An 18737-nucleotide genomic window follows, 5' to 3' on the forward strand; every position below is an offset into this window, starting at 1 on the left:
ATTGGCAGAATGCTAACCTTAACGACAACTGGGAACGCCAGGGACATCCTAATTATGATGGTTTTGGCTGGTACCGCACCAAAGTGGTTATTCCATCATCGTTAAAAGAAAAATCATTCCTAAAAGACAGTATTCGGTTAAACCTGGGTACTATTGATGATAACGATGAAGTATACCTTAATGGGAAGCTGATAGCTAAATATGGCGGCTACAGCGGTACTATAAAAGATGGACATTACGGAGGCCGTTCCTATACGATAGCTGCAAATAATCCGGCTATTTTATGGGATAAAGAAAATGTGCTGGCTGTACGCATATTTGATACCGGCGGCGACGGCGGTATTTACGGCAGCGGACAAGGCAGTGTTTTTAATATTACTATGGCCGATGTGATGGATCATGTATCGGTTAATACAGATGCCGATTTTGAGTACGGCGATAAAAACAGCCTTAGTAAAAGCATTAAGCTGCTTACTACAAATCTGTATCAATATAGTGGTAAGCTGGCTTTCAAGGTAACCGATCCGGAAACCAATACCGTATTGTACGAAAAAACTAACGATGCAGCATTTACTAAGGGTAAACCATTTACCTATTCGTTTTCTATTGCCCGCTTAGCAAAAAAATCATACATCATAACGTATTCCTTTACAGATACAAAATCGGGTAAAACAATTGTACAAACCGAGACTACTCCTTATATCCTTACCCCTTATCCATCAGCCAAAGTAAAAATTAATGGTGCTGATGTATTTGGCGCACGGCCCGGGCACCCATTCCTGTACCTGATACCGGCTACAGGTAAAAGGCCTTTAACTTATAAGGCAGGCGGCCTGCCTGCAGGCTTAAAGCTTGATGCTGCAACCGGGGTTATAACCGGTTCTGTAGCCCAAAAAGGAGATTATCCAGTAACTTTTACTGTAAGTAATACTTTGGGTGCTAAAACCAAAAATTTTACCATTAGCATTGGCGATAATATAGGTTTAACACCTGCCCTTGGCTGGAACAGCTGGAACGCCTGGGGTTTAAGTGTAAATGATGAAAAAGTACGGATCTCGGCCAAAGCAATGGTAGATAAGTTAAGTGCGCATGGCTGGGCTTATATTAATATAGATGATGGCTGGGAAGCGGAGCAAAGGGCTGCAGACGGCAAAATTGTAACCAACAGCAAGTTTCCGGATATGAAAGGACTTACCGGGTATGTACATAGCCTGGGTTTACGCATGGGCATCTATTCGTCGCCCGGTCCGCGCACCTGCGGCGGCTATTTAGGAAGCTGGCAACATGAAGACCAGGACGCACAAACTTATGCAGACTGGGGAATTGATTATTTAAAATACGACTGGTGCTCTTATTCTGACATTGTTCCAAAGCCGGATTTAGCCGGATTGAAGAAGCCTTACCAGGTAATGCAGGCTTCATTGGGCAAAACAAACCGCGATATTATGTATAGCCTTTGCCAGTACGGCTGGGGCAATGTATGGGAATGGGGTGCCGAAGTTAACGGCAACAGCTGGCGCACAACCGGCGATATACAGGATACATGGCAAAGTATGTCGAACATAGGTTTTAACCAGGGACCGGCGGCGCTGCATGCCCAGCCCGGTCATTTTAATGATCCGGATATGCTGGTAGTAGGTAAAGTAGGATGGGGGCCAAGTCTGCACAACACGCGCCTTACATTTGATGAGCAGTATACCCACATCAGCCTTTGGAGCCTGTTGGCATCGCCATTGCTGATTGGTTGCGATATGGGCCACCTGGATAGCTTTACGCTAAGCCTCCTTACCAATGATGAAGTACTGGCTATTGACCAGGATGCTTTGGGTAAAGGGGCCAGCCAATACATTAAAAAAGATGATTACCAGGTATGGGTAAAGGAACTAAAGGATGGCGGCAAAGCCATCGGTTTATTTAATACATCAGATACATACCAAACCATCAGCATTGATAAAAGTGACCCTGCAATAAGCGGCTATACCAAATTCAGGGACGCCTGGCAGCAAAAATATATTATTAGTACCGGCAATACCTTAAGTGCCAAAGTTGCCCCGCATGGCGTACTGTTGGTGAGGGTAGAGAAATAGGAATTGAGGATTTTTTTGCAATAAAAACTTTTTGTCATGCTGAACGCTTGAAGCATCTATTATTCGCCATGCTTCTTCGCCCTGTACCGTCTGCGAATGGATCCTTCACTGCGTTCCAGGATGAAAAAATTTTTAAAACGCTTGCCCCTTCAGAGTCCTTGAGAAAAACCTACCGCGGGCTATCGTAATAGTAAACAGGCGAAAATACACCCTCGCTTGTGGTGTAATATCCTTTGCCATCGGGTGTAAAACCTATGGCCTCGCCTTGCTTTTCGGCTGTATAAGGTAATTCCCTTGGTTTTCTTACCATTACATCCCAGGCATGTTCGTTGGGCTGGCGGCGCCAATAGTAAACTTTCTCGTAGCTTTTTAATAGTATCTGTTGCCCGTCTTTGGAGATATCACCTGCCGTGATCCATTTAAAAGGTTTAAATCCGGCGAAAAATAAAGTTGCCCTTTTTGTAAGGGTGAGTGTATCATTTGCTGTTAAATTTAGCGGAGAAGTGTATACACCAACCGAATCGCCACGCTTGCTGACTATGTATATTAGCTTTTCTACCGGGTCTATCATTAAAGTTTCTGCATCTTTTGGCCCGTCGGGATATCTGAAATGAATGGCCTCAGGTATGGCATGGGTTGGGGTATCAGCAGTCCATGTTGTGCTTTCCTGGAAACGGTAAACAGTAATATATCCCCTTGTATCATTATTATCGCCAATATCACCCAGGTAAACATAGCTTTTTCCTTTCTTCGGACCTGGTCCTACGGCAATATCCTCGCAATCTTTCACTCCGTGGAGACTTCTTTGTTTACCTTTAAAATAAATAGTTGATTTTAGCCTGCCATGCGAATCTATAGAAAAAAAACGGCTGGTATCACCACTGTCATTGTGTACATAATAAGTATCGGGATTTATAGTTGAAGCAGCAATGCCCGATATTTCGTCCATTTGCTTACTGTTAAGCGTGCCGCTAATATTGTTTTTATCAAGCAAGCGGTGCCGGGCATACGACCCTAAAAAAAGCAGCATGGTCAGCGGGATCAGTATTTTTAATTTTTTTCTTCTGCTCATTAAAATCGTTATGGATAATAACGCAAATAAATCATATTATTATGAAAATTGCATTAAATATATCGTATTTTTATGTATACGCGCAATAATGCTGCCAACAAGAATTTTCGTACGTTAATTTGACGGTTGTTAAACAAAAGTTGTATTTAGTGCATACTTGTTTAATGATCATCACTGTTTTTGGGGATGATCGAACTTTTGGAAAGGGATCTTTAATACATTTAAAAATGTTCCGTTCATGGTTTCGTCCATGTGGGTGTCAATGCCAAAAACGGTATCTTCTCTTTCCAAATTGGCGTAAGTGCCAAATAGCCTGTCCCATATGCTTAATACATCGCCATAATTACAATCGGTATAAGGTAATTGATAATGATGGTGTACATGGTGCAAATTGGGTGTAATAAATATAAGCCCCACAAATTTATTTAACCCCGGCGATAGCCTGAACTCGGTATGTGCAATGATGTTGGAGAAAGACTGGAAGGTTTGCCTTAAAATTAAAACACCTATAGCCGGACCGCAAATAAATACCCAAAGCATTAAAAAGCAGGTGCGGATACAGGTTTCGCAGGGATGCTCCCTTATGGTTGTTGATACATCTACCTTAAGATCGCTATGGTGTACCAGGTGAAATTTCCATAGCGGTTCGGCCTTGTGCATGGTAACATGATAAATGTATTCGCACAGATCGAGCATCATAAATAGCGTTATGTAGTAAACCCAATGATTGGCATGAAAAGGTAGTAAATTAATAAGCCCCCAATGGTGGGCGGTTACCCAACCCGATATTAAAACAACAAATGTTGTAAATAATAGCTGTATTGGTAAAGCGGTAAAAATAAATAGCGTATTGACTGATGAATGCTGCCATTTGGTTTTAATCGCATCATGCGATACCAGCATTTCGGCAAACCACAGACCTGTTATTACACCGGCATACAAGAGTACCTGCGATAAATCTTCATGTTGAGAAAAAAATAAGCTCAGTTTGTGCATATGTTAAATTAATAGGGATTTAAAAGTAATAAATATGTTACCGCTATTTAAAATCTATATTAATTCTTCATCATTTGTTCATTTTGCAGACAAAAAAAGGGCCCTGGAAAAGGCCCTTTTTTTGTATTAAGTCTGTGCGGAGTTTATAAGATCAATTATTGGCTTTGAGCTTTTTGCGATCTGCTTTAAACTGTTATTTAATCATTTCCAGTTCTGCATCGGGTTTTGATACGTCCGTTAGTGCAACCCGGCCACGATCTTTGCGCAGGATGCGGTTGAACAGGGAGATTTCGCGGTCAAAAAGAAACTGGAAAAATAACTTTGTCCACGAAGTATGGTAATACAGTGTATCATAATATTCAGGAGCGGTTTTCCTTATCAGGGGAAGTTTGTTCCATGGGATAGAAGGAAAATCGTGATGTTCGTTATGAAAGCCTACGTTGAAGGCTACCACGTTAAGGTTACCATAGTAGCTATAAGTTTCCTGCTCAACACTATGAGTAAGGTAGTGCTCCTGTACCCAGCGTGCGCCAAGCGGATGCAAACCTACAGAGAACGAAAAACTTAACAATAAAAAGGCAACTGAATGCCAGCCCATAAAGTAGGCTATGGCTGTAGTGAAAATCACTTGTAAAACAAAATTGGTAACTATCCAGCCATCAATAGGGTGAATCTCCCTGAGCCTTGATAAACGGAACAACTGGAATACCGGAAAAAATAACAGCCAAAGCGCTTTGCCCAAAAACGAATTGCTGATTAGTTTTGCCTCCCATTTATTGGGCAAATCGGCATCCAGTTCATGAACACCCTGGAAAGAGTGGTGCTTGATGTGGTATTTCTCGAAAGATATAGCGCTTGGCAATATTTGCGGTAAATTGGCAAACATTGATGCCCAGCGGTTGGCATTGCGGTTTTTAAACAGCAGCTGATGGGTACATTCGTGGATCATTACAAATAAGGCATGATCGGCAAAAGCACCTAATAAATAGGCCGCGCCAAAAACCCACCACCATGATTGATCGCGCAGAAACCATGCTAAAACCACCTGGAATGCTACTAAACCAATAATTGCAAAAACGGTATTGGGGTTTTTACCTATCAGCTGGCGTAATTGCGGAAACTGCTTTAAAATTTTTTTTGTACGGATACGATGTGGTTCAGACTCCTGGGAATAAACAAAATCAGTTCTCTTAATCATATGATATATAAACGTTAAAGATATCAATAACGTTTTAAAAATATCATTTTGTGGTCAAAATAAAAATTTTATATAAAATCTTCATGCTGTTTTCATGAAAATTTTATATAAAATTTATTTTACTGTAGCTTGTAAACCAGCACTTTAAATGTATTAGGCAAGGCTTTGCGCGTGCCGGGTTCAAATTCGGCAACGCTTAAATAAATTTTATGGGTTTGGGTATCCAAAGTAAGAGTTCTGGCACGTACCGGAGTTTTTAGCACCTGTACAACACTGTAATCATCAGCCGATTTTTGTTTGATAATGGTAGTTGTACCATCGCCGCATGAGCAAAATATCAGTTTGGTTTCGGGATCGTAGGCTACGGCATCAACACCGGCGCCAATGGGTAGGGTGGCGGTTACTTTACCTGTATTGATATCAACCACACTGACACCTTTATTTTCGCGGCAAACGGTAAACAGGCGCTGGTTGCCTGCGTCCAATGCTAAACCCGTAGGGCCGCCACATGGCGCAAGCGGATAGTTTTTTATCACTTTAAGAGATTTACTATCAATAACATTTAGGCTGCTTTTATCTTCCAGGTTGTTGTAGATCTTACCCTTGCCATCCGATACTGCAAATTCGGGAGCACCGCCTAAGGCAACGGTACCTACCTGTTTCAAGGTTTTTGGATCAATAACAGATGAATTATTACTCTCGCCATTAAAGCTAAAAATACGATCGGTATAAGGATCGTACATAATGGCATCCGGGCCGTTTGCATCTGTAAGCGCAATAGTAGCAATGGTTTTCAGTGTTTTTAAATCAAATACCACAACCGCGTTTGATTTGCCATCGGTAATAAAACCACGGTTCAGTTTATTTACTATGGCAATGCCATGCACGCCTTTCATATTATCAATTGAACCAACCGGCTGCTGGGTAGCCAGATCGATAACATTTACCTGTGTACCATGTGATACATATAAACGGTGGTTTACCTTGTCGATAGCCAGGTAATCATAACCGCCATCACCTGGCAGGGATATGGTTTTATCGGCAACATAGGTTTGGGCTTTTAGTGCAAAAGGTATTAAACCAATTGCCATTAATGCGAGAATTAAAATTTGCTTTTTCATTTTCAGGTTTGCTTTTTGCAATGAAATTATATCAAAAATCTGTAGAAATATTGTGTTATCCGGGATGATCTGTATGTTGTTCAACAACTGTTGAAGTAAAGCCATTGCGGTATAAAATGCGCATCATGCTTGGTAAAACAATTAAAAGCAATGGCAGCGCAACTAAAAAGCCGCCAATAACCGCAATAGCCAATGGCTGATGTAACTGGGCCCCGGCGCCAATACCTAAAGCCAGCGGGGTTAATGCAATTATAGCGCCTAATGCCGTCATTAATTTGGGCCTTAACCGTGTTGATATTGAATAAACTATGGCTTCATTTACGCTTTTTTCTCTGGCGCTTTCCCTGAATTGTAAAAAGGTAAATATGGCATTTTCGCCAATGATGCCAACTATCATGATCAATCCTGTATAGCTGCCAACATTTAACGGCGTATTGGTGATATACAAAGCCAGGAAGCTTCCCGAAATACCCAAAACCGCCATCGCCAAAATTAATATTGCAATTCTGAACTGCTTAAACAAAAATAGTATCACCCCAAAAACCAGCAGGCTCGAAGTGATGAGGATGATGAGCAACTCTTTAAATGATTGCTGCTGCTCGGCATACGCGCCGCCGTATTCTACATGGTAGCCCCTGGGTAAGTTTACCTTTTCGGCTATGTTTTTTTGTATGGCAGGTATTACTGTACCTAAATCGCTATTCTCTAACCTGGCGGTGATAACGCCCATTGATTGCAGGTCCTGCCGTTCAATTTCGGCATCGCCGGCACCTATTGCAACGGTGGCCAGCTGGCTTATCGGAATTAAATTACCGTTACCTAAAAATATATTCAGGTTTTTAATACCGGCTATATTTAATGACCTGTTGCCCGGATAAACCATACGGATGGGGGATAGCTGCTGAGTTTCGTATAAATTGCCAACCACATTGCCATCCAGGGCAGTTTGGGCCTGGAATTGCAGGGTGGCCGGTGTAATATTATACTGCGCCAGCTTTTTATAATCGGGAATAATACTTACCGAGGGGCCCGCAATCACAATGCCATCAAACACATCGGCAGTGCCTTTAACCGCGGTAACTTCGGCTGCAATTTGTTTTGAAAGGTTTTGAAGGATCTGCTGATCATTGCCAAAAACCTTAATTTCGATAGGCTGGGTGGAACTCATAAGGTCTCCTAACATATCGGTTATAACTTGTCCAAAATCTACCCGTAAGGCAGGTTGTGTTTTTTCAATTTCACTTCTTAAATCACTGGTTACCTCATCGGTTGTTTTTTCACGGCTTTTTTTCAGTTGAATAAGGTAGTCGCCGGTATTGGGTTCGGTGATAAAGAAACCCATTTGTGTTCCTGTACGGCGGGAGTAGGCCGCCACATCGGGATGTTTGGTGATAATCTTCTCTACCTCCCTTAACATGCGGTCGGTTTCCTGCAGCGAGGTTCCCGGCGGCGAACTATAATCCAGCACAATACTTCCCTCGTCCATGGATGGTAAAAAGCCCGTTTCTAATTTTGAAGGAATAAAAATGATCACTGCAATCAACGCCATCATGATAACAATGCTGATTATTGGCTGCATAATAAAAAATGAAACCCAGCGCTGCCTTTTTACTTCATGCGTTTCTTCTTTCACGTTTGCCGAATGCGCGTGTTGGTTGCGTGTGAGGAACAGGTATATAACGGGCAAACCTATCCAGGTTACAAAAAATGAGGAGATAAGGGTAATGATCATGGTATTGGTCATTACCTTAAAATAGGCCCCGGCAACACCCGTCATCAGCAAAAAGGGAATAAATATAACGATGGTACTTATAGATGAACCAAGCATTGCCGGGAATAGGTAGTCGATAGCTTTTTTAAGCAGCCTGCTAGTAGGTTCTTCAGGGTGCTCTTCATGCGTGCGATGGATTTGCTCAACCACAACAATGGCATCATCAATGATGAGCCCTATTGCCGCGGCTATTGCACCCAGCGTCATGATATTGAAGGTGTATCCTATTATATAAAGTACAATAAGCGTAAGGCAAAGGGTAACAGGAATTGTAATTAAAATAGCGGCGCTGGCTTTAAATGACCTGAGGAAAATAATAGCTACAACTATTGCCAGCAATAAGCCTATCCAAACACTATCGGTAACACTTTTAACCGAATCGTTTACAAAATCGGCCTGTACATAGTAAGGTTTTATAGTAACATCTTTGGGGAGTATTTTTTGCAGGGCCGCAACCTTTGCCGCCATATCTGTTGATAAAGATATCAAATTGGCGTTGGGTTGTTTTATCACCGCAATTAATACCCCATCGTGTCCGTTGGCGTTTATTTTGGTGTATTCAATTCCCTCGCTTATTTGTACCGATGCAATATCCTTTACCTGGATAACCCTTTTGCTGTTGTTGCTGATCACCATATTTTCCAGCTGATCTTTAGCAGTTACTGTTGCATCGGTTACGGTGAGATACAGCATTTTATAATCAGACAGGTAACCTTCGGATTTTATGAAGTTGGTTTGGCTTAATGCGCTGCTGATCATATCGGGCGTTAATGACAAGGCTGTCATTTTTTCACGGTTAAGCACAAGCCAGTATTCTTTTGTTTTGCCGCCAATTACCCTGATTTCGGATACGCCGTTTATTTGTGATAAAAATGGTTTTACGGTAAATGTGGCTAATTGCTTTAACTCAATCGGCGATCGTTCATGACTCTCCAGGGTGTACCCGCTCACAGGTAAAATGGAAGGGTTCATTTTTTCCACAGATATATTTACTTCCGGCGGCAGGGTATTTTGAATCTTAGCTATCTGCGATTCTATTTGCTGCTTGCTGAGGTCAATATCAGCATTCCAATCCATATATGCCGAGATCTCAGCACTTCCCCGGCTGGTGGTGCTTCTGACTAATTGCAGGGCGGGTACCTGTTTTATTGCGTTTTCCAACGGTTTGGTTACCGTTATCATCATTTTGTTTACAGGCTGCAAACCGGCATCTGCAATTACCTTAATTTTAGGAAAAGTGATCTCGGGAAAAAGCGAAGTTTGAAGTTTTGTGTAGGCAAATATGCCACCCATTAATATAAGCGACAATACCAGCAGCAAGGGCTTACGATAAAAAATAAAAAAATTCTCTGCCCTGTCTAATTTCGTTTCTGCAACTTTAGCCATTATTGTACAATTTTAACCTTAGCTGTATCTGCCAAACCATAGTTGCCACTTATAACTATTTTATCCCGGGGAGAAAACTTTGGGGATAGTATCTCTACCCTGCCGCCGCTTTCAATCCCCTTTTTAACAGGTGTTTTAACTGCTGTGGTAGCATCAATCAATTTCATTACCCAAAACTCTGTTTGTGTTTCGTTTGACAGGATGGCCGAAGCCGGCAGGGATACGGTGTTTGTTTTAGCTGTTTTTACTATTCGTGCCCTGGCCACCAGGTTTTCGGGGATCTGGCCGGCCGAATTTACTTTGATTACGATGCCCTGTGTTTGCGAGAGCGTATCAACAGCGGGCATAAATGATGTTACTTTCCCATTTAATTTTACCCCATCGGGCAGGGTTAGCAGTACATCCTGGTTGGCGGATACCGATGCGCGCAATTCATAAGGCAACTGCATAATAAAGGCAAAGCTTCCCCGGTCGCTTATAACCGCCAATTGTTCGCCATCCTGTACATAATCGCCTGGCTGGTGGTTTAGTTGGGTAATATAACCATGCTCGGCGGCTTTGATTTTATTTACGCCCGAAAACTTGAAGGTAGTATCAAGTATATTTATGCTATTGCCAATACTTTGCGCTTCTTTGGTTTTTATGGTAAATAAAACTTGTCCTTTATTTACGTATTGGCCAATTTGCGTATTTACCTTTTGTATGTAACCAATAGCGTTAGCTTTTACATAGTTTTTTTGAAGGAATGATGATGTGGCATTCAGCTCAATATAATCGGTAAGTGAGCTTTCATCAATTGTGGTTACCTGTACCGGCGTTACTGGCACAACAGCAGCAGTATCGCTTTCGGCAGCGGCATCAGTATTACCCTTACATGAAGAATATACCGCAGCTATGGCTAAAATTATTACAATGCTTTTTAAACGGGAACAGGCTGTTTTATATATTTTCATAATTATTTATTCCAGTAGTTTAATTGATTGATGAGCTGCAGCTTTGTTATGGTAGCTTGTGTAAGCAGGTTGGTTATGGTATAATAACTATTAACTGCCAGTATCAGATCAGCAATTTTTACATCGCCGGTTTGCATTAGCTGCGTATCAACCTTTATTAAACTTTCAGCATATTTTATCTGTTCTTTTACCTGGTTTACCAGGTTATCATTCTCGTTTATCTGCTGATTAAGCTGCGCGATTTGCTGACGGTATTGCGAATTAAAAAATGCTTTATAGTTTAAACGGGTCTCTTCTTCCAGTTTTAGCTTTTTGTATTGAAGTTTACGCTGGCCGCCATCATAAACAGGCATAGAAATACTAAAGCCAAAGCTGGTACCAAAGTGTTTATAGGCCTGGGCAGTAAAATCGGTATTATAACCACCATCGGCAAAAATATTGGTTTTTGGCCGGTAGCTGTAATCAATTAAGCTCCTGCTGTTAACAAGCCGCAAACTATCAGCTTTAAATTGCCTGAAAAATATACTCATTGAAGCGTCGGGCGTTATTGTTTTTTGAATAACGGGCTCGTCCAGCTCAACAGTTGCAGTATCAACAACACCGGCAATGTAATTAAGTGTGGCATAGTCATTTTTATATTGCAGTTGTGCCTGCAAAAGCTGTAGCTGCTGTTGTTTTAAAGTAACCAAAAAGGCAAGGTATTCGCTTTGTTTGTAAACGTTGTTCCGGGTAAGTTTTTTAAGCAGTCCTTCCTCCTGGGTAAGTAATTTAACTACATCGCGGTTAAATTTAACCTGCTGCAAACTGCCATAAGCGGTTATATACTGGCTGGTTACTGTCTTCTTTAAATCCTGTTCAGATACTGCCCCGCTATTGATGATAGAATCGCGCTGTAAATTTATTGCAGCCAACTGCGCATTTAAATATTGTTTACCTATCAGTTGTTTGTTTACCCCCAAAAGGGCATTAAAGGTTTGTACATTAGTAATAGCCCCCGCATAGCCATAACCATTAACAACGGGCGCAAAATACCCGTTGCTGTTTACATTTACCTGGGGTTTTAAACCAGCCCTTAATCTTAAGCTGTCGAGTTGGCTTGCCGCAACCTGGTTCCTGAGATCCTTAAGCAGCGGACTGTTATTTTTTGCAAGTTCCAGGTAACGATCAAGCGAATAAGTTTGTGCCCGGGCAGCAGTATAGGTAAATGTAAATAATATAAGGCCGAAAAACCACTTCATTAAACGGAGGTATAAATGCAATTAAACATAGCTAAAGTATAGCACAATTCTGTAAAAATTTAGGATAGCGATAGGGGAAATCGTCCGTCATAATACGAGGCACCCACCAGCCTGGCTGGGAAAACAATAATGACCTAATTGTAAACGGGCATTCTTGTAGAGGCGCATCACATGCGTCTCCCGGCAGACTGGCCGATTTAAAGGTTCGATTTGCAGATAGGGCGACGCATATAGTGCGCCCCCACAGAAAAAATAACGTAAACGCTAATTTAAAATTTAACAATAAAAGTATGATGAGGGCTCTGATATTGATAGCTAAGCGCAAACCCCAAATTCTCACAGATCTGTTTGCTGATGGTAAGCCCGAGGCCGCTGCCATCCGAGGTAGATGATTTATGGAAACGGGTAAATATTTTATCATCAGGCAGTGGGGCATTATTCCCGGTATTTTTGATGGTAAGGCTGCCGGGCGTTAATTTAATGATGATCTGGCCGCCTGCATGGTTATGCCTTACAGCGTTAATGATAAGGTTATTTAACAATATTTCAATTAAATACCTGCTTCCCAGGATCTCTTTATCCTCCAGGTCGGCCGTTACGGTTATCCTTTTATCAGCAAAAATATCTTCCAGTTGTACCAGCATTTCATCAATCAACTGTTCCAGGTTGATGTATTGCTGATCGGTTAGCAGGCGGTTCTCAATTTTTACCAGCAGTAACAACGATTGATTAAGCCGGCTTAACCGTGCAACCGCACTGTACAGATCGTTAAGCAGTTTGCTTTGCCTGTCATTAAAGTTTTCGGACTGTATTAATGTATCCAGTTTAGAGTTGATGACGGCGATAGGGGTAAGCAACTCATGAGATGCATTTTCTGTAAAGGTTTTGAGTTCTTTGTAATCATATTTTGCCTTGGCTGTCATGGTTGCTGCGGCCCGATTTAGTTCTACAAATTCACTGATACGGGTAGTTGTTTGGGGTATCTCGCGGCTATCGGTAATATTGAATAGTTTTATCTCGTGTAAAATAGAATAAAAGGGTTGCCATAAGCGGTTTAAAATTAAACGGTTAGCTATCAGTAATACCAACAGTAAAAACAGAATAACGCCTATAGTAATGCCAAAAATGATCTGTATCAGGTCTTCCGTCTCTACTTTTGATTCTACAATGAGGATCTTATAATACTTGCCATTTACAGTTACCGAGCTTATCAATCCACGGCCTGATTCATATTCGTTTTTATCCCTGCGGTAATTGGTGTTGATAAATTCCCGCTTTACCGAATTAGGCTGAGCTTTGCTAAAAGTGATCTGTTGATCTTTTGATTCAAATACCTGTGGTAATTGGTGATTAAGTTTTACATAATCAAAAACCTCTTCTTCTTCTACTTTTAAGGCCCTGTCGTTCTGGTCGTTCAGGATCCAGCTGATGGCCTGGTAGTAAATAATGCCGGTTATTACCATTACAATTACTGTGGTAATGATGTTTACGCGGTTATATAAGGTAAGCAGCTTCATTGGCTGGCAAATTTATACCCCATCCCATAAGCAGCCTGGATATAATCGTTAGCGCCGGCTTCCACCAGTTTTTTGCGGATGTTTTTGATGTGGGAGTAGATGAAGTCGAAATTATCGGCCAGGTCTATACCGTCGCCCCAAAGGTGTTCGGCTATGGCGTTTTTAGAAACTACCTTCCCTTTGTTGGCAATAAAATAAATGAGCAGGGCAAATTCTTTACGGGTAAATTTTAAAGGCTTATCATGTACGCTTACCGTTTTGGCCTGCAGATCGATGCTGATCTCGTTAAACACCAACAGGTTGCTGCCATTATACATTTTACGCCTGATAATGGCAGACACACGGGCCTTAAGCTCCGACAGGTGGAATGGTTTTACAAGGTAATCATCAGCTCCCAGATCAAGGCCCTGCAACCGGTCATCGAGCGAATTTTTGGCAGATATGATAAGTACGCCATCGGTAAAATTACTTTCTTTTATTTTTTTGAGTATGCTGATGCCATTGCCGCCTGGTAATGTAATATCCAACAGGATACAATCATAGCGATATAGTTCGACCTTGGTGAGGGCGGCGGCATAGGTTGAGGCTGTTTCGCATATATTTCCGGCTTCGGAAAAATATTCCTCAATACTCTCGCGCAGACCCTCTTCGTCTTCAATGATCAGTAATTTCATTATTAAATTTTAAGTGATGAGCTGTGCGTAATATTTGGATGAAGTTAAAATTAATGTTAAAACTCAAAGCTATAAACTCTTTTTGTACACATTTTGGATTTACAAACAGATGAATTTATTTTAAATGAAACAGAATGTATCCAAAATGGTAATCTACTTTTAACTTACATATAACTTATAACTAAAACCATGTGGTGGATTTACGCTTTACTATCGGCATTGTTTGCCGCGCTTACCGCAATATTTGCCAAAATAGGCATAAAAGGAGTTGATACCGACCTTGCAACTGCCATACGTACCGTGGTGATATTAATACTGGCCTGGGCTATTGTATTGTTTAAAGGCAGCAATAAAGGTATTGAAGGTTTAACCCGGGTAAACTGGACATTCCTCATCATGTCGGGCTGTGCAACCGGTCTCTCGTGGATCTGTTATTTCAGAGCCCTGCAACTGGGTAAGGTGTCGCAGGTAGCCCCGGTTGATAAGCTGAGCGTGGCACTGGCCATTGTTTTAGCTGTTGTATTTTTGGGCGAACCACTCACATTAAAAAATGGTATTGGCGCATTACTGATAATTGCCGGCACCTTAGTGTTAATATTTTGAGTTAGAATCGAGAATCAAGAGTCAAGAGCCAAGAGATAAAAGCGAGTACTTGAATTACATAAAGTTTATCCTTCATCCTTTGTCTGAAAGTCTTTTGTCTGATAATCCTTCATCTAAAAGTCCTTTGTCTTTCGTCTAAAAGTCCTTCGTCCGATCGTCCATTGTAACAACTGTGTTGATAAGTTAACCTTATTGTAACAAACACGCAAACATTCAGAATATATCCAAACTTTCTTTTCAAATTCGCCGCCAGATCACCTGTTCTAAGATAATGAAGGCGTATTATATATTATTTCTTTTTGTTCTGTTTACCATAATAAATGTACAAGCCCAGGCTCCTGCGGGCAAGGGAAAAATCAGCGGAAAAATTACCGATGCTGCTACCAAACAAGGGGTTGATTATGCAACCATATCTGTTTATAAACAAGGTGCCGAATCGCCTTTTAACGGTATCAGCACCGACCCTAAAGGGAATTTTACAGTAGACAAGATCCCCCCGGGCGAATACAAAGTTACCGCCGATTTTTTAGGCTACCAGCGGGCTACAGTTGAGCATGTTATAATTAAAGATGGAACTGCCGTAAATTTGGGCGAAATTTTATTATCGCCCATGCCGCGCCAGCTAAAGGATGTAAACATTACAGCCACTGCGCCAACCGTTCAAAACAAGATAGATAAAATGGTGTACAACCCGCAAAACGACCTGAGTGCGCAGGGCGGGGTAGCTATTGATATATTAAAAAAGGTACCCCAGGTTACGGTGGATATTGATGGTAATGTAGAGTTGCAGGGCAACTCCAATATTCGTTTTTTGATAAATGGTAAGCCATCAAGTATTTTTGGCGCCAGCCTTGCCGATGCGCTGGCCAGTATCCCGGCCAGCCAGATAAAAAGCATTGAGGTAGTTACCAGTCCGGGCGCTAAGTACGATGCCGCAGGTACAGGGGGTATAATCAATATTATTTTAAAGGATAGCAGGGTTGAGGGTATTAACGGCAGCGTTAACCTATCGGCAGGTACCCGCCGCGAAAACGGATCTTTTAACCTCAACGTGCGTAAGGGAAATTTTGGTGTTAACGCCTTTTTTAGCGGCAACGCGCAAATCAACAGTAACTCGCCAAACACCAATAACCGTACATCCACCAATGAACTGGGCAATACAACCACATTTTTTCAGCAGGGAAGTAATAACTTCAGGCGCAATGGCTATCAATCGGGCTTAAATTTTACCTGGAACATCAGTAAGCATGATGACCTTACCGCAGCTGTAGGTTTTAATCATTTTGGTAACCATAACAAAGGGATCACCAACCAGGATCAGCGTATTGTTGATGCATCGGGCAGCCTGCTTTCTGATACCGCCAGCATCCGTAACTCCAGCAGTAAATTTAACGGAACTTCAACCGATGTGAGTTTAAGCTATAAAAAAACCTTTGAAAAAGAGGGGCAGGAGCTTGATGTATTGTACTCGTCGAGTTTTGGTGATAACAGTTTCAGCTCCTTTCAACGTACCGACTACACAAATGCAGGTATTTTACCCACAGGGGTATCTAATAACAACCCTGGTAAAGACAGGGAAATGAATATCTCTGTTGACTATGCACAACCGGTAAGTAAAAACTTTACCATTGAAACCGGCGCCAAGCTCGATTTTAGCCATATCAACAACAACGTGGTTACCACTACTTTAGATACCACCGGCAATTTTGTGCCCAACGCCGGGCAAACCTATGGCTTTACTTACGATCGTAAAATATATGCTTATTACTTGTCTGCAAGTACATCGGTATTTAATAATTTCCTGGATATAAAGGCAGGGTTGAGGGACGAGTATACCGTTACCACAGCCGATTTTAAGAATACCAATATCCCGAATTACAATATTTTAGTGCCATCATTGGTATTTTCGCACAAATTTGATGAATCGCAGTCGGTTAAACTAAGCTTTACCCGCCGGATAGAACGCCCCGATTACGGCGATCTTAACCCATTCCTTAATATCAGCGATACACATAACATTAATACAGGTAACCCCAATTTAAAGCCAGAGCGTGGCGATAATTTTGAGCTGGGTTACAATAAATCATTTGATAAGGGAGCAAATATCAACATAGCCGCTTTTTACCGGAGAAATACGGATGATATACAGCGTTTTACCACCTTTTACCAAACCCTTGTTTTAGATGGTATTACCTATACCAATGTATCGCTTACCCAACGGTATAATATAGGATCCGAGATCCGTACCGGTATCAACATCTATGCATCATTACCGGTTACCAAAGCGTTCAACCTGCGAACCAACATGATATTTTCTGACAGGACGAGTAACAATCCCGGTAGCCCAAGTGTGAGCGGTTTTGCTTATCGTTTAAACCTGAACGCTCAATACGACTTTGGTAATAACCTGAGCGCCGAATTTTTTGGAAATTATAATTCATCGCAAAAAGGARTCCAGGGAACCCAGCCTAAATTTGTTTTCTACAACTTCGCGATGCGTAAAATGTTCATGAATAAAAAGGCCAGTATAGGCCTTACCGCATCAAATCCGTTTGCTAAATATGTGGGCCAGCGCTCAACAACTTTTGGCAGTAATTTTAACCAGACTAATGTAAGATTAATACCTATCCAGTCATTCGGCATAAGCCTCAGCTATAAATTTGGCAAACTCGATTTTAAGAAAGACAAGAGCAAAGAGAAAGAAGATAACGAAGGCAGACAAGATGAAACGTCTGTTGATAAAGGGAAGTAAGCTGCTTAAAGCCGAAGGCTTAAAGCTAAAAGCTCGAAGCAGCAGAAGGCTTGCTTGGGAAGTAAGCTTAAAGCTAAAAGCAGAAGGCTCAAAGCAGCAGAAGGCTTGCTTGGGAAGTAACTAAAAAAAGCGATGGTAAAACCATCGCTTTTTTTAGCAGTAAAGCTTTAAGCTTTAAGCCTTCTGCTTTAAGCTTTTTTACCCGTTCTTAATCAAAATACTCTCAATTACCAGCGTGGCATCTTCGCAGCTATCAGTGGCTGTTTCCATTGCCATAAAAACATCAGTATATTTTATAAGTTGTATGGCATCGGTTTCGTTAGCAAGTAAATCGGCAAAGGCTTCGTTATAAACAGTATCGGCCTGGTACTCCAGCTTTTTAACATTGTTGCAAAGCTCAAATATTTGTACCGAATTGCTTAGGTTGTTCATGGCTTTAACCGCATCTCCAAGGCCCGTGGTTGTTTGCAGAATAATATCGGCCAGGTTAATGATTGGAGGGGTTATCTTAGGCACGTCGTACAGGTTTATCCTGCGGGCTGCCATGGCAATGCTATCGGCAACATCATCAATAGCGGCGGCCAGATCGCACATATCCTTGCGCTGAAACGGTGATATCAGCATCCTTCCCGATTCTGTAAATACCTGGTGGGTAATTTCGTAACTTTTTGTTTTTAGCTTATCAATATGATTAAACTGAAATTTTTGTTCGTAGGTATCGCTTGAGTTTACCGCAGTGTTAAGCAGGGTCGCCATTTCGGTAGCATTGGCAACAGCGCGATTAAATAAATCATAAAAAACCTGGTTTGAATTGGGGAATATCGACATTGACTTGAACTTTTTAAACAGCAATTAAGTTAAGAGCGTGTATGCTAAGTAATTAGCACGCATTATGCACAAATATTTATGCGGCTAAATGTAGCCATTAATTTGGTGTGAAAAGTAATGCAATTGTTAACGCAGTGTTAATTAAATGTTATTAAATTATATAACGGTTGTATTAACAGATACGATACAATTACCCGGGTAAATAAATTATAATGTAACATTTGCCCGGTATTAAAACAAAATCGCCGTTATGTTTATTATAACTGATATAAGCCAAGAGTCATGAAATCCGCTGATAAACATTATAAATTTATAAACAGTCAAACTGGTTATGCAATTTATTACCACTCATTAAGCAGCGACCTCAGCAACGAAGAGATCAAAAAACAATTGCAGGATGTAAAAAACCGTGTGGCAATACAAAATAGAATTTACTGCGAAACTGTTTATTGGGAGGAGATAAAAGAAAATGCTGATGCTTAACATAATAAATTCTGCACCAGTATTTTAATTTGCTTTTGTGCACAGAAATGTGGTACAT

14 protein-coding genes are annotated in these 18737 nt (G+C 41.2%); 4 read left to right on the forward strand and 10 right to left on the reverse strand.

Annotation, left to right across the window (positions count from 1 at the left end):
• The coding region (locus AC1DPZ_RS08660; RefSeq protein ID WP_477402586.1) for a putative Ig domain-containing protein at positions 1-2087 on the forward strand (2087 nt) is incomplete at its 5' end.
• Between the two features lie 169 nt (positions 2088-2256).
• Here the strand turns inward: AC1DPZ_RS08660 and AC1DPZ_RS08665 are convergent.
• From AC1DPZ_RS08665 to AC1DPZ_RS08705, 9 genes are all read right to left on the reverse strand, one after another.
• A complete protein-coding gene (locus AC1DPZ_RS08665; protein ID WP_477402587.1) occupies positions 2257-3159 on the reverse strand; it encodes a hypothetical protein in 903 nt (300 codons plus the stop codon).
• A gap of 171 nt (positions 3160-3330) precedes the next feature.
• Positions 3331-4155 carry a sterol desaturase family protein gene (locus tag AC1DPZ_RS08670; RefSeq protein WP_477402588.1) on the reverse strand — a complete coding sequence of 275 codons (825 nt, stop codon included), beginning with the start codon at positions 4153-4155 and terminating at the stop codon, positions 3331-3333.
• A 193-nt stretch (positions 4156-4348) separates the two neighbouring features.
• The gene (locus AC1DPZ_RS08675; RefSeq protein WP_477402589.1) at positions 4349-5353 is read right to left on the reverse strand and encodes a fatty acid desaturase; all 1005 of its coding nucleotides are present in this window, start codon (positions 5351-5353) and stop codon (positions 4349-4351) included.
• Between the two features lie 119 nt (positions 5354-5472).
• The gene (locus AC1DPZ_RS08680) at positions 5473-6474 is read right to left on the reverse strand and encodes a YncE family protein (protein WP_477402590.1); all 1002 of its coding nucleotides are present in this window, start codon (positions 6472-6474) and stop codon (positions 5473-5475) included.
• A 55-nt stretch (positions 6475-6529) separates the two neighbouring features.
• Positions 6530-9631 carry an efflux RND transporter permease subunit gene (locus tag AC1DPZ_RS08685; RefSeq protein WP_477402591.1) on the reverse strand — a complete coding sequence of 1034 codons (3102 nt, stop codon included), beginning with the start codon at positions 9629-9631 and terminating at the stop codon, positions 6530-6532.
• Entirely contained in the window at positions 9631-10584 is a 954-nt protein-coding gene (locus AC1DPZ_RS08690) for an efflux RND transporter periplasmic adaptor subunit (RefSeq protein ID WP_477402592.1), read from the reverse strand. Before AC1DPZ_RS08690 ends, AC1DPZ_RS08685 begins: the two co-directional genes overlap by 1 nt.
• A gap of 2 nt (positions 10585-10586) precedes the next feature.
• Positions 10587-11822 (reverse strand): TolC family protein, encoded by a 1236-nt coding sequence (locus AC1DPZ_RS08695; protein WP_477402593.1) that lies wholly within the window; start codon positions 11820-11822, stop codon positions 10587-10589.
• A gap of 269 nt (positions 11823-12091) precedes the next feature.
• Positions 12092-13339 carry a sensor histidine kinase gene (locus AC1DPZ_RS08700; RefSeq protein WP_477402594.1) on the reverse strand — a complete coding sequence of 416 codons (1248 nt, stop codon included), beginning with the start codon at positions 13337-13339 and terminating at the stop codon, positions 12092-12094.
• Positions 13336-14013 (reverse strand): response regulator transcription factor, encoded by a 678-nt coding sequence (locus tag AC1DPZ_RS08705; protein WP_477402595.1) that lies wholly within the window; start codon positions 14011-14013, stop codon positions 13336-13338. The genes AC1DPZ_RS08700 and AC1DPZ_RS08705 overlap by 4 nt, the downstream gene beginning before the upstream one ends.
• A 189-nt stretch (positions 14014-14202) precedes the next feature.
• On the opposite strand from AC1DPZ_RS08705, the gene AC1DPZ_RS08710 reads away from it, so the two are divergent.
• Entirely contained in the window at positions 14203-14616 is a 414-nt protein-coding gene (locus AC1DPZ_RS08710; protein WP_477402596.1) for an EamA family transporter, read from the forward strand.
• Between the two features lie 271 nt (positions 14617-14887).
• Entirely contained in the window at positions 14888-17368 is a 2481-nt protein-coding gene (locus AC1DPZ_RS08715) for a TonB-dependent receptor (protein ID WP_477402597.1), read from the forward strand.
• 198 nt (positions 17369-17566) lie between these two features.
• Here the strand turns inward: AC1DPZ_RS08715 and AC1DPZ_RS08720 are convergent, their stop codons facing one another.
• The gene (locus tag AC1DPZ_RS08720; protein WP_477402598.1) at positions 17567-18196 is read right to left on the reverse strand and encodes a DUF47 domain-containing protein; all 630 of its coding nucleotides are present in this window, start codon (positions 18194-18196) and stop codon (positions 17567-17569) included.
• 282 nt (positions 18197-18478) lie between these two features.
• Here AC1DPZ_RS08720 and AC1DPZ_RS08725 point away from each other — a divergent pair, with 282 nt between their 5' ends.
• Positions 18479-18679, forward strand: a complete 201-nt coding sequence (locus tag AC1DPZ_RS08725) for a hypothetical protein (protein WP_477402599.1) — start codon at positions 18479-18481, stop codon at positions 18677-18679.
• Positions 18680-18737: the final 58 nt, after the last annotated feature.

This window comes from Mucilaginibacter sp. P4_G9, assembly GCF_056400985.1.

Bases quoted from the DNA above. Each gene is read 5' to 3' on its own strand.
- AC1DPZ_RS08665 (WP_477402587.1), bottom strand. From the start codon at position 3,159: ATGAGCAGAAGAAAAAAATTAAAAATACTGATCCCGCTGACCATGCTG.
- AC1DPZ_RS08670 (WP_477402588.1), bottom strand. From the start codon at position 4,155: ATGCACAAACTGAGCTTATTTTTTTCTCAACATGAAGATTTATCGCAG.
- AC1DPZ_RS08675 (WP_477402589.1), bottom strand. From the start codon at position 5,353: ATGATTAAGAGAACTGATTTTGTTTATTCCCAGGAGTCTGAACCACAT.
- AC1DPZ_RS08680 (WP_477402590.1), bottom strand. From the start codon at position 6,474: ATGAAAAAGCAAATTTTAATTCTCGCATTAATGGCAATTGGTTTAATA.
- AC1DPZ_RS08685 (WP_477402591.1), bottom strand. From the start codon at position 9,631: ATGGCTAAAGTTGCAGAAACGAAATTAGACAGGGCAGAGAATTTTTTT.
- AC1DPZ_RS08690 (WP_477402592.1), bottom strand. From the start codon at position 10,584: ATGAAAATATATAAAACAGCCTGTTCCCGTTTAAAAAGCATTGTAATA.
- AC1DPZ_RS08695 (WP_477402593.1), bottom strand. From the start codon at position 11,822: ATGAAGTGGTTTTTCGGCCTTATATTATTTACATTTACCTATACTGCT.
- AC1DPZ_RS08700 (WP_477402594.1), bottom strand. From the start codon at position 13,339: ATGAAGCTGCTTACCTTATATAACCGCGTAAACATCATTACCACAGTA.
- AC1DPZ_RS08705 (WP_477402595.1), bottom strand. From the start codon at position 14,013: ATGAAATTACTGATCATTGAAGACGAAGAGGGTCTGCGCGAGAGTATT.
- AC1DPZ_RS08710 (WP_477402596.1), top strand. From the start codon at position 14,203: ATGTGGTGGATTTACGCTTTACTATCGGCATTGTTTGCCGCGCTTACC.
- AC1DPZ_RS08720 (WP_477402598.1), bottom strand. From the start codon at position 18,196: ATGTCGATATTCCCCAATTCAAACCAGGTTTTTTATGATTTATTTAAT.
- AC1DPZ_RS08725 (WP_477402599.1), top strand. From the start codon at position 18,479: ATGAAATCCGCTGATAAACATTATAAATTTATAAACAGTCAAACTGGT.